This window comes from Klebsiella sp. P1CD1, from assembly GCF_003790505.1.
Lineage (GTDB): Bacteria > Pseudomonadota > Gammaproteobacteria > Enterobacterales > Enterobacteriaceae > Klebsiella > Klebsiella variicola.
The window spans coordinates 2,937,184-2,956,243 of the sequence record NZ_CP033631.1 but is presented as its reverse complement, the minus strand read 5'-3'; the positions used below and the strand labels follow the sequence as shown (position 1 = coordinate 2,956,243).

General features: G+C 58.2%; 18 protein-coding genes. 4 read left to right on the top strand and 14 right to left on the bottom strand.

The features are described 5' to 3' along the window. Positions 1 to 8: 8 nt before the first annotated feature. The gene (locus DTA24_RS14755; RefSeq protein WP_008804901.1) at positions 9 to 1,547 is read right to left on the bottom strand and encodes a PTS transporter subunit EIIC; all 1,539 of its coding nucleotides are present in this window, start codon (positions 1,545 to 1,547) and stop codon (positions 9 to 11) included. Between the two features lie 255 nt (positions 1,548 to 1,802). On the opposite strand from DTA24_RS14755, the gene DTA24_RS14750 reads away from it, so the two are divergent. Then, the gene (locus tag DTA24_RS14750) at positions 1,803 to 2,501 is read left to right on the top strand and encodes a GntR family transcriptional regulator (protein WP_123836913.1); all 699 of its coding nucleotides are present in this window, start codon (positions 1,803 to 1,805) and stop codon (positions 2,499 to 2,501) included. Between the two features lie 5 nt (positions 2,502 to 2,506). Here DTA24_RS14750 and DTA24_RS14745 read toward each other — a convergent pair whose 3' ends face one another. Continuing rightward, the gene (locus tag DTA24_RS14745) at positions 2,507 to 3,250 is read right to left on the bottom strand and encodes a sulfite exporter TauE/SafE family protein (protein WP_023340133.1); all 744 of its coding nucleotides are present in this window, start codon (positions 3,248 to 3,250) and stop codon (positions 2,507 to 2,509) included. Positions 3,251 to 3,361: 111 nt separating this feature from the next. On the opposite strand from DTA24_RS14745, the gene DTA24_RS14740 reads away from it, so the two are divergent. Then, entirely contained in the window at positions 3,362 to 4,246 is an 885-nt protein-coding gene (locus DTA24_RS14740) for a LysR family transcriptional regulator (protein ID WP_012968233.1), read from the top strand. 112 nt (positions 4,247 to 4,358) lie between these two features. Next, positions 4,359 to 5,234: an NAD(P)-dependent oxidoreductase gene (locus tag DTA24_RS14735; protein ID WP_016161020.1), complete on the top strand. Its 876-nt coding sequence runs from the start codon at positions 4,359 to 4,361 to the stop codon at positions 5,232 to 5,234. Positions 5,235 to 5,286: 52 nt separating this feature from the next. Here the strand turns inward: DTA24_RS14735 and DTA24_RS14730 are convergent, their stop codons facing one another. The 10 genes from DTA24_RS14730 to DTA24_RS14685 all read right to left on the bottom strand — a co-directional run bounded on the left by DTA24_RS14730 (position 5,287) and on the right by DTA24_RS14685 (position 13,356). Continuing rightward, positions 5,287 to 6,756 (bottom strand): alpha/beta hydrolase, encoded by a 1,470-nt coding sequence (locus DTA24_RS14730; protein WP_123836912.1) that lies wholly within the window; start codon positions 6,754 to 6,756, stop codon positions 5,287 to 5,289. A 182-nt stretch (positions 6,757 to 6,938) separates the two neighbouring features. Then, positions 6,939 to 7,526, bottom strand: coding sequence for a histidine phosphatase family protein (locus DTA24_RS14725; protein WP_012968231.1), 588 nt, complete (start codon positions 7,524 to 7,526; stop codon positions 6,939 to 6,941). Positions 7,527 to 7,530: 4 nt separating this feature from the next. Further along, entirely contained in the window at positions 7,531 to 8,286 is a 756-nt protein-coding gene (locus DTA24_RS14720) for a CbtA family protein (protein ID WP_008804894.1), read from the bottom strand. A 10-nt stretch (positions 8,287 to 8,296) separates the two neighbouring features. Then, positions 8,297 to 8,506: a CbtB domain-containing protein gene (locus DTA24_RS14715; RefSeq protein ID WP_008804893.1), complete on the bottom strand. Its 210-nt coding sequence runs from the start codon at positions 8,504 to 8,506 to the stop codon at positions 8,297 to 8,299. Next, positions 8,503 to 8,970 carry a nitrile hydratase accessory protein gene (locus DTA24_RS14710; RefSeq protein ID WP_008804892.1) on the bottom strand — a complete coding sequence of 156 codons (468 nt, stop codon included), beginning with the start codon at positions 8,968 to 8,970 and terminating at the stop codon, positions 8,503 to 8,505. The genes DTA24_RS14715 and DTA24_RS14710 overlap by 4 nt, the downstream gene beginning before the upstream one ends. Then, positions 8,967 to 9,620, bottom strand: a complete 654-nt coding sequence (gene nthB / locus DTA24_RS14705) for a nitrile hydratase subunit beta (protein WP_044649963.1) — start codon at positions 9,618 to 9,620, stop codon at positions 8,967 to 8,969. Before nthB ends, DTA24_RS14710 begins: the two co-directional genes overlap by 4 nt. 15 nt (positions 9,621 to 9,635) lie before the next feature. After that, on the bottom strand, positions 9,636 to 10,244 hold the full coding sequence (gene nthA / locus DTA24_RS14700) for a nitrile hydratase subunit alpha (protein ID WP_008804890.1): 609 nt from the start codon (positions 10,242 to 10,244) through the stop codon (positions 9,636 to 9,638). Between the two features lie 24 nt (positions 10,245 to 10,268). Then, positions 10,269 to 11,783: an amidase gene (locus tag DTA24_RS14695; RefSeq protein WP_012541727.1), complete on the bottom strand. Its 1,515-nt coding sequence runs from the start codon at positions 11,781 to 11,783 to the stop codon at positions 10,269 to 10,271. Positions 11,784 to 11,919: 136 nt separating this feature from the next. After that, on the bottom strand, positions 11,920 to 12,402 hold the full coding sequence (locus tag DTA24_RS14690) for a group I truncated hemoglobin (RefSeq protein WP_008804888.1): 483 nt from the start codon (positions 12,400 to 12,402) through the stop codon (positions 11,920 to 11,922). Between the two features lie 60 nt (positions 12,403 to 12,462). Further along, positions 12,463 to 13,356, bottom strand: a complete 894-nt coding sequence (locus DTA24_RS14685; RefSeq protein WP_012541726.1) for a transporter — start codon at positions 13,354 to 13,356, stop codon at positions 12,463 to 12,465. Between the two features lie 408 nt (positions 13,357 to 13,764). On the opposite strand from DTA24_RS14685, the gene DTA24_RS14680 reads away from it, so the two are divergent. Further along, entirely contained in the window at positions 13,765 to 14,718 is a 954-nt protein-coding gene (locus DTA24_RS14680; protein WP_032730996.1) for a helix-turn-helix domain-containing protein, read from the top strand. A gap of 121 nt (positions 14,719 to 14,839) precedes the next feature. Here the strand turns inward: DTA24_RS14680 and DTA24_RS14675 are convergent, their stop codons facing one another. Next, positions 14,840 to 17,914 carry an efflux RND transporter permease subunit gene (locus DTA24_RS14675; RefSeq protein ID WP_043875286.1) on the bottom strand — a complete coding sequence of 1,025 codons (3,075 nt, stop codon included), beginning with the start codon at positions 17,912 to 17,914 and terminating at the stop codon, positions 14,840 to 14,842. Continuing rightward, entirely contained in the window at positions 17,911 to 19,059 is a 1,149-nt protein-coding gene (locus DTA24_RS14670; protein WP_072045536.1) for an efflux RND transporter periplasmic adaptor subunit, read from the bottom strand. The genes DTA24_RS14675 and DTA24_RS14670 overlap by 4 nt, the downstream gene beginning before the upstream one ends. Position 19,060: the final 1 nt, after the last annotated feature.

Sequence of the window (19,060 nt, the reverse complement as noted above, 5' to 3'; positions counted from 1 at the left end):
CCACCTCGTTATTCAGTAACACCCAGACTGGCGTTGACCGCCGTTCGAATTTTGTTAACCCCCAGGCCATAGATCACCTGGACATGGTTGCCTTTAATCAGCACGCTGCTCCCGCCGCTCTCTTTCAACAGCGACTGCTGGATGAGGGCGGGGTCGCGCACATCGACCCGCAGACGGGTAAAACAGTTTTCCACTACGCAGACATTCTCTTTTCCGCCCAGTCCCGCAATCACCAGCGTACCTTTATCGGCAATCTCGCTTGCCTGGCCCGTCTGCTCGGAAGGCTCCGCATCGGCAGCCGCTTCACGGCCAGGGGTGAGCATCCGCAGACGGGTAATACAGAAGGTGCCGACCAGGTACATGGTGGCGGTCTCCAGCAGGCCGAGGGCGACAAATACCGGCCAGCGCGTCACGCTGGCGCCGGCAGGGAGGTTATAGACGACAAAATCGATAAGACCGTTGGTGGCGCAGACCCGCACGTGAAGCAGCCAGGCCAGCATCTGGAAAAAACCGTCCAGCAGGGAGTAGATAAGCCACAGCAGCGGGGCGGTGAAGATAAAGAGAAACTCAAAAGGTTCGGTGATCCCCACCAGAACGGAGGTCACAATTAAGGGGATCAGCGTGACTTTAAGCCGCTGCTTATTCTCCGGTTTCGCCGTACGGTAGAAGGCGAGCGCCATGCCGGCGGTGCCGAAGATCTTCACCATCCCGTAGGTTAAAAACCGGGCGGAATCACTCAGCGCCCCGATGGGATGACGGGCGATTTCGGCAAGGAAAATAGGCTTGGCGCCAATAACCGTTTGACCATCAATCAGCAGCTGTCCGCCGATCGAGGTAAAGACAAACGGCGACCAGATAAGATGATGCAACCCGGTCGGGATCAGGAACCGGTTGAGAAAACCGTACAGGAAGACCCCGATGGCGCCAAAGGATTTCATAAAGCCGGTCAGCGCCGAAATGCCCAGCTCAACCACCGGCCAGAGATAGACGGTGGCGATAGCAAACAGGCCAACCAGCGGTAGCATCACGATCAGCACCAGCTTACTGTTGCCGTAGATCGACAGCGCGCCGCGAAACTCAATGCCGACCACGCGGTTGTGGACAAAGGCGACGGCGCAGCCAAGGATAATCCCAAGGAACACGCCCATATCAATGACCTGAAAGCCAAAGATAAAGGTTTGTCCACTGCCGTACAGTTGCGCGTTGGTGGCACCGGACGCCAGGCGATGGGTCAGGGTCAGCCAGCTATTGTTCGCCGCCAGATACACCAGCCAGGTCATCGCCGCCACGAAGGCCGCTTCGGCTTTGCGGGTTTTCGCCAGGCCGCTGGCCAGCCCAAGGCAGAACAGAAACCCGAGATGGTTCATCAGCGCCCAGAGCATGCTGGAGACGAATTTCCCCAACAGGTAGAGCGCGCTGCTTTCATCCACCCACAGCCGGTTGGTGGTCATGCTGAACAGGGCGATCAACAGGCCGATAGCCGGCAGATATAGCACCGGCCCGATCATTGCTTTGGAAAAGTCCTGAAGCTTTTTCACGCCAATCATGGTTGTCCTCTCGTCTTCGCAGACCTGATGAATAGGCTTATCAGACTAGGAGCAGACCACCGGGATCCCGAGCAGGAAAAGGGCCATCTGTGATGAAAGTCATACATATTGTTGCTGGACAGATATATAAATATGGCGAGATTTATAGATGAGTTAGTGTTGAAGTTTTCGCTGCAATGTAAAAATAATCTTTTATTTACATTAAGTTATCCGCTTATCTGTTTGACGAGCGCCACCTTAGCGAGACATCTAAAAGTGATTTATAAAAAGATTGCCACTGAACTGAAGGCCCGCATCAACAGCGACGACTATGCCGTGGGCGATATGCTGCCCAGCGAAAAAGCGCTCGCTGCGGAGCTGCTGGTCTCGGTGATGACGCTGCGCAAAGCGCTGGCGCTACTGGAGGAGGAAAAGCTGATCGCGCGGCGGCACGGCAGCGGAACCTGCATTGTGCGTAAAAGTAACTATCACGGGGGAGAACTGGAGGGCTTTAACTACCAGATGCAGGTGGTAGGCGTCACCAACTACCGTAACAAAGTCATTGAATTCACGCTGCTTGATGCTCCTCCGGCCATCGCCCAGCAGTTAAAGATCCAGCCGGGGGAAAAAGTTTACTACGTCAGGCGGCTGCGGCTAATTGATGAGGTCCCGATCCTCGTGGAAAACAGCTATATTCCATTCGCCACCTTTCCCTGGCTCAGCGTGGGTAACCTCGAGCAGTCTAAATTCAACTATTTCAAAAAAGAGTGTCATATCACCATCATCGAGAGCCACCGCAGCTATACGCCGGTGCTGGCGACCCGCGAGCAGGCCGAGCTGCTGCAGGTGGCGCCAAACAGCCTCCTGCTGCGGGTGCAGTCGGTGAGTTATGCGCAAAACCGGGCGATCGTCGATTTCTCAGAGATCTACCAGAACACCAGTAAGTACAACGTGAAGCACATTACTCGCCGCTAGCGGATTCAGATCAGCCATCCCCGGGCGATCAGCTCCATTCCCAGCGCCAGCAGGAACAGCAGAAAGCCCTGACGAAAGCGTCGCGGGCTGAGACGCGAGCGGATCCACTGTCCCAGCCACATGCCGAGTAGCGCGGGCAACAGCGCCAGCCCCGACAGCAGCAGCGAATCAGCATGCCAGCCATCGTGCAGGGAGAGGCCGGCCGCCATCGCCAGGGTGGAGAGGGTGAACGACAACCCCAGAGCCTGCACCAGTTCGTCTCGACGAAAGCCCAGCGTCTGCAGCCAGGGAACGGCCGGAATAACAAATACCCCGGTCGCCCCGGTGATAACGCCGGTCAGACCGCCCATGAGCGGCGACAGCCACTTCTCCACGCGGGCGGAAACCTGCAACGCCGGGCCACAGAGCGCATACCCGGCATAGGCTATCAACACGGTGCCAAGCGCCAGCGCTGAGCACCGAGGATTGAGGCTGATCAGCAGTGACGACCCCGCCAGCGTTCCCATAATAATCCCGGTCATCATAAGCCAGAGGCGGCGCACAATCTGCGCCAGCGCGGGGCCAGCCAGCAACTGCCAGAGATTGGTTAACAGCGAGGGAAGTACCAGCAGCGCCGCTGCGGCCTGCGGCGGCATCAGCAGACCAAGCAGGCCCATCGCCACGGTGGGTAATCCCATGCCGGTCACCCCTTTGACCAGTCCGGCGGCGATAAAGATCAGCAGTAAATAAAAGATGTGGAGATCGAACATCATGGCTCACTTTTCAGGGTAGAAAGGGACATTGAAACCACTGGTCGCTAAAGCCACAATGCGGTATGTTGCCCTAAGACTACGGGAAAACCGAAGGGTGGGGAGGGTGTGATGCGGATGGATCTGGCCGATCTGCGACTGTTTATCGCCATCGTGGATAGCGGCAGTATTACCGGTGGGGCCGCCATGGCCCATCTCGCCCTGGCCTCCGCCAGCGAAAGAGTGCGCAAGCTGGAGGCAGAGGTCGGTGTTCCCCTGTTGCAGCGTCATGCTCGCGGCGTGACGCTGACTGAGGCCGGGGAGGTACTGGCGCGCCATGCACGCCCGCTTCTTGAGCAGCAGCAGCGTCTGCGCCAGGCGATGAGCGCCTTCGCCCGCGGTCAGCAGGGGACGCTGCGGCTGTTCGCCAACACCTCGGCGATGTCGGCTTTTCTGCCGGGCAAGCTCGCCGCCTGGATGGCAGCGCATCCGGCGGTGCAGATCGACACCGAAGAGCGCACCAGCGCGGATATCGTCAGCAGCATTCTGGCGGGTGTGGCGCAGGCTGGAGTGGTGTCCGATGCGGTCGACCCAGGGCCGCTGCATCTGGATCCTGTCGCCGATGATCCCCTGGTGCTGATTGTGCCGCCGACTCACCCTCTGGCCGGCGCGAATGAAGTGGCGTTTGCGGCGGTCATCAACGAGCCGCTGGTCGCCCTCTACCAGACCAGCGCACTGCAGCAGCATATTGAACAACATGCCGCCGGGCTCGGCCAGGCGCTAAACGTCCGGGTCCGGATGAGCCATTTTGAAGGGCTTTGCGAGATGGTGGCGCACGGCGCCGGCGGGGCAATCCTGCCCCGCGTCATTGCCGAACGCTACCAGCAGCGCTACCGGTTTGCCGTCATCGCGCTGCAGGATCGCTGGGCACAGCGCCGCCTGTGTCTGTGTTATCAGGATGATGCCCGGCTGACGCCAGCGATGCGCCGTTTGCTGGCGTGGCTCCGACAGCCGTGAGACCATGAGTGACAGTGTCACTTTTTATGGCGGTTATTGCTACTGACATCCGTGTCAGAGATGCGATAGTAGACGTCCGACATTTATTAACACGCGAATCAGGACAGACAAGATGAGTACATTACCAAAGGTCGCGGTGCTGGGACTCGGCGCCATGGGACATGCTTTTGCCAGCAATCTGCTGAAGAAGGGCTTTACCGTCGCAGGCTGGAACCGTTCGCCAGCACGCGGCGAAGATTTACAGGCGCAGGGATTATCCCTGCATACCACGCCGCAGCAGGCGGTCGCTGATGCCGAGGTGATCATCAGTATGCTCGCCGACGGTCAGGCTACCCTCGAGGTACTGGCGCAAATAGCGCCTGCCTGTCAGCCGCAGGCGATCTATTGTCAGATGGGCACCATTGGCCTGCCGGAGACGCAGGAGGCTATCGCCTTGCTGCGGGCGCTTCAGCCGGCGATGACCTTCGTCGATGCCCCGGTTTCAGGGACCAAAGCCCCGGCGGAGAAGGCGCAGATCCTGGTGCTCGCCAGCGGAGATCGTGAAAAGTGTGCCGCTGCCGAACAGGTGTTTGCGGCTATCTCCCGCGGGACGCAGTGGTTTGGCGAGGCCGGCAACAGCCAGAAAATGAAGCTGGTCCTCAATGCCTGGCTGATTTCGATGATGCAGGGCATCGCGGAAAGCGCCCGGCTGGCGAAGACGCTGGGCTTTACCCCCGACCAGCTCTGGAGCGCTCTGGAAGGCGGCCCGCTGGCCGCACCGTATGTCAAAGTCAAACTGGATGCCATCGCCAGCGAGCAATTCGCGCCGCAGATGCAACTGGCGCATGCGCTGAAAGATGCCCGGCTGGCGCTATCCCTGGCCGAGCCGCACACCATGCCGGGGCTGGATAACATTGCCGAACTGTGGCAGCAGGCGGCGGACGCGGGATATGCCGGAGAGGATTTGTCAGCGGTATATCAGTGGCTGTCGACGTCGGCGAAAGCGTAGTACCGCATCCTCAGGAAAAAGTGGCCGTGGTGGCCACTTATCCAGAGAAGAGTTATTTCCCGGAGAGAGCCGGGCGAGTGTCGATCCCTTCGTCAATGCGCTTGATCATATAGGGAAAGAACGGATTGGAAGACTGACGCATCAGCGAGTCCAGACCCACAACCAGCACCGAACGCTCGCCGCGAGCAGCAAACGTGCCGAGGCTGATCCCATATTGATTCAGCGGATGGGGATAGCGCCCGTACAGCGAATCGCTTAACGGGAAGGGGAGCGCGACATGAGAAAGGGAGTATACGTCCGGCAGGTAGCGCATTCCCTGCAGCTTTACCACTGTGGTGTCTGTTTTCCCGGCAGGTGTTGTGCGGATTTCCATATCGGTACTGGCTGAATTCGCGTTAGTGATGATCGTGGTCTGATAAGCGCGTGGCGGCGCGGGCAGCAACCGCGCCAGCGCGGTGTAAGACGTCCGGCGTAATAATGAATTAAACCTGACGGCATGATTCAAATCGAAGAGGACAATTTCACTGCCATTTTCCGGCAAACGGTTATACAGCGCCGTCACGATCGCCCGCGTACTGACCGTTGAATCCACAACGGACTGAAAGGTCAATACCGGCGGTAAGCTGTTAAGTCTGTGATTTCTCGAGTCAGTCACTATCTGCTTTTGCAGCGCTTTGGTCAGCAGGAAGGACTGCCGGGCGGCGTTCGTCGGGAAGGAGTTATATTTGAACGGATTAAACTCGGGCATGATGTTTAACCATGCGGCTTTCGAGAAGGCGGGAAGAAACGCGGGCCAGCCAGCGAGGCCGGAAAAACGCGCGAAGCTGGTAATACCGATCATCGGAGAAATCAGGATCACCCGCTGGGGTTTTGCCAGTTCGGCATTATCCAGCGCGTCCAGCGAATATTTCATTGCCAGCGCGCCGCCGTTGGAAAATCCGACGATATGCAGGGGCACATCATTACCCGTCAGTCGTTTCGCTTCTCTCACCGCAAGGCGCGTGGCGGCAAGCCAGTCCTGCCAGTCCACATCGGTCAGCCCGGCGGGAACCGTCCCATGGCCCGGTAATCTGATACCGATGGCGACATAACCCTGTTGCCGGTAATTTTCAGCAATATGCCGCAGGCTGTAGGGGGTATCTGTCAGACCATGCAGCAACACCACTGCGCCTTTCGGTTTGCCATCCGGCATCATGATATATGACCGATTCCAGTTGGTTGGAAACGAGTCCGGATAGATGGGGCTGTGACTATAGTAACGATTCAGTTCGGTTTGCTGCTCAGCGTCCAGCTTATCGGTAACCTGGCGTTTTACCTCACTGAAGAGCGCATTCTCTTTGTTGATGTAATCGTTCCAGTCAGCATTGTCGATTTCATCCGCGTCCATCTCATGCGGAACCCAGGTATGCCAGAGCTGCAGCTCGGGTCCGCGCTGAATGTCATAAAGGCGTAGTCCCAGAGCGCCAACGATCAACAGCAGCAGGGACAACACGATACGTTTTAACCAGGTTACCCATTTCAACGCGTAGCTTCCTTTCTTAATGACATGTTTTCTGAGTATAAATAAACATGGTCAGGGAGATTTACTTTTTTACGCAGGACGGGGCGTGAAGCGCGCTGAGCGGTTCTATGGCATTGGGTTTAGCGATGCAAGACCAGTGGAGGGATCCATCAATGGCCAAAGGCGCTTACTGGCTGACGGCTTCAGCGGGACAGCGTCGAACATTCGCCCTTTATGTCATCTCTTAATAAACAAAAATTCCAGCGCCGTCCGTCACTGCGCAACTCGGTGATGCTGAGCGGGTGAACGTCGATACGTGCAAATGAGTGAAGTGGGGCGCCGAGAACGTTGAGGAGCATGGCACGGATAGTGGAGGCCGACGCAATTACACCGTGTCGGCCTGGAATATCGACGTGTTTTGCCAGCCAACGGCCACAGCGCGCCAGCAACTGAGCACGTGACTCTCCGCCCGGCGGCGGATCGCCCTCCAGCCAGGCCAGGAAAGCGTCGGCGTCTTGCGTCATCACCTCACGTACTGGCCGACCGGCCCAGATGCCGTAGTCGGGTTCCGCCAGCTCCATCACCGGGGTACCCTGTAAAGAGAGCGCTGCGGCAGTTTGTCGGGCGGCGGTCTCCGGGGAGATCCAGACGCGGTGACAACGGGCGACACGGCTTTGTAACTGACGCGCCCGCTGCCATTCCCGCGCCTCCAGAGGGTCATCACAGGGGAAATGTGAACCTCGGGACGCTGCCGTTTCTCCCTGACAAATCAACGTTAGCGACGCTCTCATGATGTTAACCGCGGCGGAAGGCTGGGCGCTGCACACCTGTCGCCGGCGTGCGTTCGGCTAAGGCACCGAACGCCACACCGATAACGCTCCAGAGCACCAGGTGCGTGCCGAAGGAGCTGATACGGAAACGCCATAGCAGGTCCGCCGGGAAGTGTTCGGGCACTTCGTTCACTGTCGGCATCAGGGCACAAACCACGAGCATCAGCGCCACCGCGAACAGCGTTGCCCACATCATCGCATTTCCTCTACCGAGGCGCGGTATTAGCTGATGTGATAACCACGCGGCCGCAATGACGATGCCGATGGAAAGCAACATCATGACGAAGTACAGTTCGGTACGATAGCCGATGGTCTCCGGGTTACCAACCGCGGGCGGATTGGGTGGGTATTTCAGACCAGGCATCAGGCTCATGACCAGAAAGCCGACCAGCGCCAGGCCTAACGCTAACAGACGCGGGTTCGATGGTCCGAAGCGCTGATAGCTAAAGGCCCAACTCAGCGCCAGACCGCCGCCCAGCGCTGCGCCGAACAGCACCATGCCGGCCATTAGCCCGATCCCGGACTGGGTTTGACGGCTAAACACCTCTTCTTCACCGCCGTCAGCCGACGCGCTGTGTTGGTGTGAATGAGTGGCCAGACTTTCTTCAATCCCGATAGCGCGATCGACCTGCGGCTCGCCGAAATGGTGTGCAAAAGCAAATGCCACCAGTCCAGCCAGAATGCCTGCTATCATCCCCTTGAATAATAGTTTCCCAATCATGTCCGCCTCCTTAGTGGCAGGGAAAACCCAGCAGATGTCGTGCGTCGTGGAAGAATTCATGCACCTGGGTGCCGGAAAACATCGACGTCGCACCTTGTTCCGCACCGACGAAATAGATCGCTAACAGTGCCAGCAGGGTGGTAAACAGTGCCCAGGGCAACAGCGCCGCGACCGGTATCGGAGTGGCCGGGGTGTTGGTGGTAAGGGTGATATCGCTCATGATGTGACTCCGTTGTTAATTTGGCTGATGGAAGATTGTGCCGGGCTCACCGTGACCGGAACGCCGAGTGGAAGCGAGTGGTGGTTATGCGCCGGCGGACAGCTGGCATTGGCCAGGACGATCGGCTGACCATGCGGCGTGTTGATATACGCCAGTCGCCATTCCTGGGTCCGTCGGGCAATGTCATCCGGTGCGGTCAGGTGGAGGGCGGTGATCATGTTCTCCATTGCTGTCGCCCACTGGCGATAGTAGGCATCGTTCACGCTTTCGCCGGGCTGCGCCGGAGCCGCCTTGATCGCTTCGCTGAACGTCCGTACCCATTCTGCCCACGGGAACAGCCCCGCCCGGTGCAGATGGACGATCAGGGAGAATGCTTTCGCCTGCCAGGGCTTATCAAAAACCGGCCCCTCCTCGTCGCGGGGTAACCCGACGGCGGCGTAATCATGCTGTGTCGCAATGCTCATGCTTCCTCCAGATAGTCGTCCCACAGATCGATGTACACGTTGTCCGGGCGCGGCGTGCCCCACAGTTCCAGCGCGGTGAAGCTGACGCTGTAGACGTGCTGAGGATGTTCGCCCAGACCGTGCGCCGCGGTGTCCGGCGTGATGAACACGCCATGATCGGTCTCAATACGGCCGATTTTCCCGCGCACGTAACGCGGCAGGCGGGTGTGGGTGGTTGGGTTGATGTTTTTTGCCCGAACCCGGTCTCCGGCCTTAAAGCGGGGAGCAATATCGTGACTGACGCGCGCGGAGGCGCCGGTACTGACAACCATCGCCACGATGTCCTGCGTCAGCACCGGCGTGCCCGGCGCGCAGGGGGCAGGGGTCGAGTCACCCCAGAGTTCATCGGCGGTGATCACCCCTTTTTCCAGCAGCAGCGTTTCAAATGCGTGCAACCAGTGCTCGTAGTAGCTCGCCTCCAGGTAGTGGGCTGGATCCATGCGTTCAATGGCGTGGCGGAATTCATCCACATTGAAATGTCCGCCGACGAACAGCGAGGCGAACAGCGGAAATACCCGGCGCTCCCATTCATGATGGAAATACGGCTCATTTTCCTCGTTGAGGATCGGCCCGAGGCCGTGCATACCGCCCAGATCATGTATCCCGTTCATGGTTTTCTCCTCTTATTATGGCGCGGCGACCAGGCCGGTGCCGATCATGGAATCGCGGGTGACCAGTTCGATCAGCTGCGCTTCGCTCCAGCCGTCGGTACCCGCCGGACGTTCTGGCAGGACCAGATAGCGCAGTTCCGCGCTGCTGTCCCAGACGCGCACCTCTTTACTTTCTGGAATGTTTACCCCGAATTCGGCCAGAACGCCGCGCGGGTCGATAACGATACGCGAACGATAGGGGGCCGATTTGTACCACACCGGTGGCAGACCCAGCACCGGCCAGGGGTAGCAGGAACATAATGTACAGACGGTCACGTTGTGCACGTCCGGCGTGTTCTCCACTACCTGCATGTCTTCACCCTGCACGCCGGAGAAACCCAGCTCGGCGATGGCGGCTGTGGCGTCCGCCAGCAGCCGACGTTTATACTCCGGATCACTCCACGCTTTAGCGACCACCTGCGCGCCGTTACGGGGGCCGACCTTGTGCTCATAAGTGTCAATCAGTTCATCCAGTGCCGCCGGGTCAATCAGTCCTTTCTCCTGTAGCAGGGATTCCAGCGCCCGGACGCGTAGCTCGATGTCCGCCGGCGGTTCAGTATGGTCGTGGTCGTGTTGATGGCTCATTTTATGGTTCCCGATAGTTAAGGGTTAAAACATCCGCCAGTCGCCGGAAGCTTCAAATGCGGCGGCGGCCTGATAAAGGGTGCTTTCGGCGAAGTGGCGTCCTACCAACATCATTCCTACCGGTAAGCCGTCGACCAGCCCACAAGGGAGAGTCATTGCCGGATGGCCGGTAATATCCTGCGGCGCGGTATTGCCGATCATTTCAAATGCGCGGGAGATGTATTCGGTAATGGAGCAGTCAGGTTCCGGTAATGGCTGAGCGACAAGCGGTACAGTGGGCATCACCAGCAGGTCGAAGTCCGCCAGCGCCCGGTCATAGCCCGCACGCGCGCGACGCGCGATATTCTGCGCCTTGGCATAGTAGCGGCCATGGTAGCGTTCCAGCCCGTACTGGCCGACGAACATGCATATCTTCAGCGATGGGGAAAGCGCATCGGCGTTGTCACGCCACTGGGCGTGCTTGTCCAGCAGCGCTACGTCATATTGTCCTTTCCAGTTAAAGCCCATGCCGTTGCCATGCATCATCTGCGCGGTCAGCCCCTCGCAGCCGATAGGGGACCAGAGCGCCCCCGCCAGGCTATGCTCCGGTACCGAAATCTCGCCGACCGTCGCGCCCAATTCCTGCAGACGGGCGACGGCAGCGCGAACTTTCTCCGCGACTCGCGCATCCAGGTTCGGCAACTGAAAACCTTCGGCCATAATGCCGATCTTTAAGCCACGGACTCCCTTACCGAGCGCCTCGGTATAGGCTTCCACTTTGGGAGCATACTGACGTGGGTCCAATCCGTCCGCGCCGGCAATGACCTCAAGGACTAAGGCATTGTCTTTTACGCTGCGGGTCATCGGCCCGGTATGGTCGAAAGTGGCTTCGATCGGCATGATGCCGGTATAAGGCACCAGACCGTGGGTCGGTTTCAGGCCATAGAGGCCACACCATGCGGCGGGAATACGCGCCGAGCCCCCTTGATCGCCCCCCATGGCCAAATCGACTTCCCCGGAAGCGACCAAAGCGGCGCTGCCAGAAGATGAGCCACCGGCCGAGTAGCCGCGGCGCAACGGGTTATGCACTGGCGCCGGATCGGAGGTATGGCTGCCTCCCGACAAGCAGAAGTGCTCGCAGGTGGCTTTGCCGAGAATAGTCGCGCCGGCATCCAGCAGTCGGGTGGCAACGGTGGCGTCGTAGAGGGGGACGAAGCCTTCCAGCGTCGAGGCGCCGTTCATCATTGGTACGCCAGCCAGCGCGATGTTGTCCTTGAGCACCACGGTGCGGCCGGCCAGTTTACCGGTTGCTGCACCTGTCACCTCGGTCTTGTAATACCAGGCATTAAGCGGATTTTCGTCGCCTTCAGGACGATAGCCGGCGGCGCGTGGGTAGTGCACCGCGGGGATCTCGTCGGGCAGGGCGTCGATGAGATCATAGGCGTCGAAATTGGCCTGCATCAGCGCCAGATATTCTTCGGCTTGTGCAGGCGTCAATCGTATGTTTAGCCGACTGGCGAGCGCTTGCAGCTGTTCAATGGTAGGACGTTCAATAGCCATGGAGTTCCCTTTATATGGTGTTTGCCAATGCAACCTGCCTTCAACATAAGCCCGAAATGTCATCACTACATGGTTGTGCAGGTCAGTCATTTGGCTGAGACGGACACCCGCCTGTTGCGCGGATGTCCTTCCTCGGTTAAGACGGTTTATCTGTTTTCGGCCAGTGAATGCCGACGCTTTTCATCCCTTTGGTGACGTCCATGTCAGGGTGCGCGAGTACCACATCCCGGTATGAAGGGCTGCCGATGACGGCGGGTTTGAACTGGGTCAGGAATGCGGTAACCTCTTCACGGATATCCTGCGGAACGTTGAAGTTCTCGTAGCATTCATCAATAGCCTCGAATACGGCTTTCCAGTGCACTTCGGTCAGCCCCATTCCGCGGTGCGCGGTCACCATATCTCGTCCCCGGTAGACCGTGTTGCCGCCCCAGTGCTTGCACAGAAAATCGACAAAGTTGATATGCTCTTTCTGGAACGACGATTCGGATACGTGCGCCCAGATATGGCCGATATCGGGATGCTTCATACAGGTCTTCAACACCTCTCCTGCGAAAGCGTAAACGGCGTCATAACCACCGAGACGTTCATAAAGTGTGGGTTTTTGCTGCTGATCGGTCATGATGGATTTCTCCGTTGCGGGTGAGTAGTGAGTCTGGGGATGTCTCTGTGCCGATTCGCATCAGAACAGTTTCATCACGCGCAGGGTGGTATGTAGATCTTCCTTAAAACCGCCATCGACGTTGAGGTCGCGCTGGAGCAGACCCTGTACCTGCACCGTGGGGGTGACGAATTTCGATAATTCCAGCCGGACCTGATCGACGCGCGTCGCCTGTCCGTTCTCGATACCGTCAAGCTGCTGTTTGCCGCCCCAGTATTGGGAATAACCGGCGGCCAGGGTCCAGCTCTTATCGGCGGGCGGCGTCCAGGTCACCCAGCCCTGAAACTGATAGGTGTTGTCCTGCTTGAGTCGACCGGTGCCGATGCCCGAGGCGTCGTCGTTGACGCCATACCACATCACGTCCGTGGAAAGTTGGGTGGCGAAACCGTTACCCAGCTGCTGCACGCCGCCGAGCTGAAGGTCGAACTTCCAGCGATTTTCACCGACGTTTAGCGTGCGTCCGGCGTCGTAGGAGCCCGCGGGGAGGTACAGGTAAGGCACAATGGCAAAGGTTGTGCTGGGGTTGTTGACCAGCCAGACCGGCGCGGCAAGGATGGGATCGCCCAGGCCGCTGGCTGAATCAAGTCGAACGCCGTTTAGTGAGCCATTGTAAAGGCGTCCGTAAGGCAGCAGCACTTGCGGCGCAACCGTAAAGCCACCGACGTCCATGTAGTGAACGTAACGAAAGATGCTGACGAAGGAGTCGAGCCCGGTCTCTTGCTTAAGTTCACCGCCCCCGGTGGGGGTGAAGCTATCTCTCGTCGCGTAGGTGAAATATCCCAGAACGGCATCGGTGCCGGCGGGGGCGGGAATGAGGTCCTGCGAATTGAGATCGACCGCATGGGCCGGGCCGGTTGCCAGCCACAGTGTGCAGGCGGCCAGGCTGGTGCGAAACGTAGCGTTACTGAAAGTCATGACGTTCCCCCTCTTGTCTGATGTCGTGTTATGTCCGGAGCACGGTGTGGCCGGAAGACCTTACGCTTACTGATACTAGGGAGAAATTTGCGGCGTACTTGCTTCAGCAGGACAGTCGTTTGGCTGGAAGGGACATTCGGTTGCGGGCCTGCCCCTCGTCGTGTGATGGTCCGCCATAGTGCAGACGCCGCACGTTTAGGGTGCGGTTCCACGTTTTGTCGTTCCGCTATTCGACGCCCTATATGCCAGCAGAAAAGGGGGGGCGCGGATTTTCAGTGATAGTTCCCGGTAACTTAGCGCCGATCGGCGTAACTGAAAGAGGGTGTATTAGCTCGTTGGCATGATAGTTGCTGTCTGCGGAAACGTTTCTGTCGTTTTGGCGGAATTCCCGGCGCGAGGTGAATGATGATGAATAGCATGCAGTCTGCGGGCAGTCTCCACTATTCAACCGTTGGCGTTACCGAGTCGCGCCGCTTCGAGTACTGGAACGACGTAGTGTTACGCCACTGTATTCCAGCCGCCAGCGCCCCTCTGGCTGGGGTCGACTTTGATGCACGGCTGACGGTACGTGGAGTGGGTCTGGTGGATATGTGTTCACTGTCCGCGCCGCTACACAGTTGGGATCGCACGGCCCGTTATTTGCGCCAGGGCCCCGACGACGATCTGTGGTTGGGGTATATGCAGGATGGATACGGTCAGCTTGAACAGGGGGGACGCAAGGCGACGCTGGCAGCGGACAGTCTGGTGCTCTACGATGCCGCCCAGACATTCCGCTTCAGTCTTGGCGGGCGCGATAATCATTTGGTGCGGATCCCCCGCCATTTGCTGAGCTGTCATTTACCGGGGGTCGAACACCTCACCGCGATGGTGCTCGACGACCGCCGCCCGGGCGTGATCCCATTGCGCGAAATGCTGCGTCAGGCGGCAGCGATGCCCGCCTGTCTGAACACAGCAGATATCTCCGGCCGCTTCTCCCAGACGTTGCTGGATCTACTGGTACTGAGCCTGGAGCTACAGGACCTGAACAACGTTGGTGTTGAGCGCGATCTGTATTCCCGGATGATGAACTACATCCGGCGGCAACTTGTCGATCCCGATTTGAACATCGAAAGCCTGGCACGGGCGCACCACGTTTCCGTTCGCACCGTCACGCGTGCTTTCGCCCGCCATAAAAAAACGCCGATGGCAGTGATTTGGCAGGAGAGGCTGCAGGCGAGCCGAGAGGCTATCGAACGCGGACGAGTCAGTAGCGTGTCCCAGGCGGCGCTGGATTTCGGCTTCTCTGATTTCTCTCATTTCAGCCATGCCTTCCGCAAAGCCTTCGGCATTTCTCCTCGTTCTCTGCTGCCGAAGAAGCAGTAAAATTAGGTCTCCTGTTATCCACGCGTTGCGCCAGCAGGTGGATGACACGATGGAGCAAGTTCTTTGTCTTGCAGCGAATAACCTGGCAGACCCCTGAGGCGAGGATACGACGGCACGCTACTCATTTTTCACGAGTCTCGCCTGAGGACGTCATTCTCAGGTGTAACAACAGGCTAAACGATGCCGGTAAAACGGTCAGTGTAACCAGGGTGGCAACCAGTAGTCCCCCGATAATCGCATAGGCCATCGGTCCCCAGAATACCTGATGAGAGATGGGGATCATTCCAAGAATGGCGGCACAGGCAGTCAGGCAGATGGGGCGCGCACGATGCTCTGCGGCCGCAATAATGGCGGCATCGCTTGCCATTCCCTGAGCAAGATTGCTGTCAACCTCGCTAATCAGTATGACGGCGTTACGAATGATCATGCCAGCGAGCGCAATCACGCCAAGCAGAGCGACAAATCCCATTGCTGTTCCGCCAGGCAACATAGCCAGCACGATACCCGGTAAACCAAACGGGGCCATCAGTATAGCCAACGCCATACGGGAATAGTTGCGCAACTGGAGCATCAACAGCAAGAGCATGATGACCAGTGTCACCGGCAGAATCGCATAGACCGAACTATTACCTTTTTCAGACTCAGCAACCGCGCCCCCTTCTTCAATGCTGTAGCCTTCAGGCAGTTCCGCGCGCAACCTGTCTACCGCAGGTCGCAACGCCGCGGATACTGCTTCGGCGCGAAGTCCCGGGGCGAGGTCAGTTTGCACGGTAATGAAAGGCAAACGCTGTCGACGCCAGATAACCGGATCATCCACGCCCCAGACTGGCGTGGCAAAGGCGCTGAGGGGGATTTGTTTACCGTCATTCCCCTGAATAGTCAGCGAAGAGAAGGTGGCAAGGTTAAGACGCTCATTGTCCCTGGCCCGGAGCACCACATCGACAAGGCGGTCATTATCGCGAACCGACGTGACTATACTGCCGGACCAGACGGTATTGAGCATCCGGGCCAGACTTTCTGACGACACGCCCGCAGCCCGGGCTGCGGTCTGATTGACCTTGAGGGTAATGACTCTCTCCGGTTCGCCTGCCGTCTGATTAACCTCGCGAGAGGAGGGGGACCGGCCAATGACATCGCTCAGGCGGTTCGCGATCGACCTGACCTTCAGATAATCTGGCCCACTCACCCGGTATTTCACTGGCCAGCCGACGGGGGGCCCAAGTTCCAGGGGTGATACGCGCGTGATGATGTCGCTAAAGCCCGTAGCCAGTATCCTGTTTAACTGTCGATGAAGACGATCCCGCGCTTTAAGATCTTTAGCCACCACCACTATCTGGGCGATATTTTCATTTGCCAGAAGCACATCCATAGGCAGGTAAAAACGGATCGCTCCCGACCCAACGTATGTCGAAAAGCGCTCAACGTTGCGGTTGCCTGCCAGGGCCTTCTCCAGCTTTTCAGCCGTATTTTGCGTTTCCGACTGCGAGGCATTTGCCGGTAGCGTCAGGCTTACCAGCAATTCTGGCCTGTCGGAGGCGGGGAAAAACTCCCCCTGCATAAAGGTTGTTCCGTAAACGGACAGACCAAGCGCAATGAGAGCAATACACACGGTGGCGAAGCGGTGACGCAACGCCTTGCGCAGTAGCCACTGGTATCCGCGAGCCATCCGTCCAGGACCTTTCACCTTCTGTCTGATGTTGTCAGATAACAGCCACGTCCCGGTTAACGGTGAAAACAGGATCGCGACAACCCATGAGCACAGCAGGGCGATGAGCACCACGGCAAACAGGGAAAAGCAATATTCACCGGCGCTGGACGCAGCAAATCCCACGGGAATAAACCCGGCAATCATCACAAGGGTGCCCGTCAGCATCGGAAATGCGGTCGTTTTAAAAGCCCGGGTCGCCGCCTGCCGGCGGGAATCCCCGGCTTCCAGACCAGAGACCATGGTTTCCACGGTGATCATGGCGTCATCGACCAGCAGACCCAGCGCGATAATCAATGCGCCGAGAGAAATACGCTGCAGACCTATTCCTGCCAGCATCATTCCCGTAAAGGTCATGGCCAGAACCAGTGGGATGGCCGCAGCCACTACCAGTCCGGCTCGTAAACCCAGAGAGACAAACGAAACGGCCAGGACGATCGCCACGGCTTCGATAAGCACCCGGATAAACCCGCTTACGGCGTCGCTGACCACCGCTGATTGATCGGCAACCTTGACCATCTCAATACCGTGCGGCAGCGTGACGCTGATGGCCTGCATTTTTGCATTCAGCGCGGCGCCGAAACGCAGCATATTACCGGTCGGCGCCATCGAGATAGCCAGCCCGATGGCGGGTTTGCCGTTGACCCGGTAAACCGGCTGGGGAGGCTCGGCGTTTTCCCGACTAACGGTGGCAATATCCGTCAGAGGAAGGTAACGATCGTTAATATGCAGCGTGACGGCACGTAAGCTCGCTTCAGAAGTCAGTTCCCCGCTGACCTTTATCGCCATATTTTCCTGTCCGGTGCGGATCATACCTGCCGGGACAACCGCATTTTGTGCTCTGAGGGCATCCGCTACCTGCTGGATGTTCAACCCCATACCTGCCAGACGCGCTGGAGAAAAAGAGAGAACTATCTGTTCCTGCTGCTCACCCAGCAGGCTGGTTTTTCCGATATCCGGTAACGACATGAGTTCCCGGCGGATTGTCTCAACACGGTCCCGGACCTCCCGCAGGGTATAGCCCTCAGGTATAAAGCCATAGATCGTACCGTACGTGTCATCAAACTCGTCGTCGACGGCGGGGCCCTGAACGCCTTCTGGCAAAGAGGGGGCAATATCCTGCATTTTCTTACGTACCTGATACCAGATATCCGGCACCTTTTGCGGCGGGGTATCGTCACGAAGATTGACATGAATAACGGAGCTCCCGGCGCGGGTCTCACTTTCGAGATAATCAAGCCAGGGGGTTTCCTGCAGCTTTTTTTCCAGCGTATCGGTCAGCAGTCGGGTGGTATCCGTTACGGATGCCCCGGGCCATTGCGCAGAAACAACGGCCGTTTTAATCGTAAACGCCGGATCTTCGTTACGTGGCAGGTTCTCATAACAGAACGCGCCCATAGCAATGATCAGCAGCATGAAGAAACTGACCATCTGCTGATGATTTAGCGCCCAGGAGGACAGGTTAAATTTCTCATGCAATACGGGTTTCATGATTCGCACTCCCCGGCAATCACCGGCTCGCCGGAGCGTAATTTACTCACGCCGGCGGTAATCACCCGGTCGCCTGGTTCAAGGCCGCCGGAGATAATGACCGAGGTGGCGGTATAGTATGCTGGCACCACCACGCGAAGCTGCGCTTGCGACTGTGGGTTAATCACATAAACCGCCGGTTTGTCGTCGACACGGCTCAGCGCTGAAGCGGGAAGGGCGTATCCATGCGGACCCGTTGCGGGTAACGTGACGGTGACGCTGGCGCCCAGCGCCATTGCCAGCGGTGGGTTTTGCAGGGTAGCCCTGACGCGCCATGTGCGGGTCTGAGGATCGGCCTGCGGGCTAATATCTCTTACCGCGGCGGACGCTTGCACCGACGGGTCGCTGAGGAGGGAAACTCGCAAGCCAGCCTGTTCCTGTGGCGGGATCGCCTCGGGTTTAGCGATATCAAACACCACATCGCGGGCTTCACCGGTCGCCAGCGTCAACACCGACTGACCACCATTGACCACCTGACCCGCAGAGGCGCTTACTTCGGTGATCACGCCGCTTCGCGGCGCAATCAGACGCGTCCAGCCAAGGCTTTCCCGGGCATTACGCAACGCGGACTCGCTGTTTTTTAAACGCGCGCGGGCGACAAGCCAGTCTGCGCGGGCGGTATCGAGCTGCGTGCGGGCAATCGCGCCTGTTGGCATAAGCTTTTGCATTCGGTTGACGTTAAGTGCAGCAACCTGAGCAGAGGCTTTGGCTCCTTCATAATCAGCCTGTGCGCCATCGAGCTGATTCTGACTGGTTGTATTTTCAAGCGTGGCCAGCAGTTGCCCTGCATTGACCCGATCGCCAATATCGACGCTACGCGTCACTATCCGGCCGCCGGTACGAAAGCTCAGAATCGTTTCATCGTGCGCATGGATCTCTCCGGTTCTTTCCAGCGCGGGAAGGGTTTGCGCTGAGCCAACAACAACGTAGCGCACCGTTCGCACAGGATCAGTCGTATTACCCTGGTTGTCCCCGCATCCGGGCAGCAGAAAAATCACTACCGAAAGAATGGTCAGGGGGAGAAAGTGCAGCCAGGAAAGGGTGCGCGCCACGTCGTACAAATGGTGCAGACTGTGGCGGAGGGAGAGTAAAAATGCATCTGACATA

What these genes read in the sequence shown, in the direction of transcription:
- nthB (WP_044649963.1), bottom strand. Translation starts at nt 9,620, where the DNA reads ATGAACGGGATACATGATCTGGGCGGTATGCACGGCCTCGGGCCGATC.
- DTA24_RS14755 (WP_008804901.1), bottom strand. Translation starts at nt 1,547, where the DNA reads ATGATTGGCGTGAAAAAGCTTCAGGACTTTTCCAAAGCAATGATCGGG.
- DTA24_RS14675 (WP_043875286.1), bottom strand. Translation starts at nt 17,914, where the DNA reads ATGAAACCCGTATTGCATGAGAAATTTAACCTGTCCTCCTGGGCGCTA.
- DTA24_RS14720 (WP_008804894.1), bottom strand. Translation starts at nt 8,286, where the DNA reads ATGATTGGGAAACTATTATTCAAGGGGATGATAGCAGGCATTCTGGCT.
- DTA24_RS14715 (WP_008804893.1), bottom strand. Translation starts at nt 8,506, where the DNA reads ATGAGCGATATCACCCTTACCACCAACACCCCGGCCACTCCGATACCG.
- DTA24_RS14680 (WP_032730996.1), top strand. Translation starts at nt 13,765, where the DNA reads ATGAATAGCATGCAGTCTGCGGGCAGTCTCCACTATTCAACCGTTGGC.
- DTA24_RS14710 (WP_008804892.1), bottom strand. Translation starts at nt 8,970, where the DNA reads ATGAGCATTGCGACACAGCATGATTACGCCGCCGTCGGGTTACCCCGC.
- nthA (WP_008804890.1), bottom strand. Translation starts at nt 10,244, where the DNA reads ATGAGCCATCAACACGACCACGACCATACTGAACCGCCGGCGGACATC.
- DTA24_RS14740 (WP_012968233.1), top strand. Translation starts at nt 3,362, where the DNA reads ATGCGGATGGATCTGGCCGATCTGCGACTGTTTATCGCCATCGTGGAT.
- DTA24_RS14725 (WP_012968231.1), bottom strand. Translation starts at nt 7,526, where the DNA reads ATGAGAGCGTCGCTAACGTTGATTTGTCAGGGAGAAACGGCAGCGTCC.
- DTA24_RS14695 (WP_012541727.1), bottom strand. Translation starts at nt 11,783, where the DNA reads ATGGCTATTGAACGTCCTACCATTGAACAGCTGCAAGCGCTCGCCAGT.
- DTA24_RS14685 (WP_012541726.1), bottom strand. Translation starts at nt 13,356, where the DNA reads ATGACTTTCAGTAACGCTACGTTTCGCACCAGCCTGGCCGCCTGCACA.
- DTA24_RS14745 (WP_023340133.1), bottom strand. Translation starts at nt 3,250, where the DNA reads ATGTTCGATCTCCACATCTTTTATTTACTGCTGATCTTTATCGCCGCC.
- DTA24_RS14690 (WP_008804888.1), bottom strand. Translation starts at nt 12,402, where the DNA reads ATGACCGATCAGCAGCAAAAACCCACACTTTATGAACGTCTCGGTGGT.
- DTA24_RS14735 (WP_016161020.1), top strand. Translation starts at nt 4,359, where the DNA reads ATGAGTACATTACCAAAGGTCGCGGTGCTGGGACTCGGCGCCATGGGA.
- DTA24_RS14670 (WP_072045536.1), bottom strand. Translation starts at nt 19,059, where the DNA reads ATGTCAGATGCATTTTTACTCTCCCTCCGCCACAGTCTGCACCATTTG.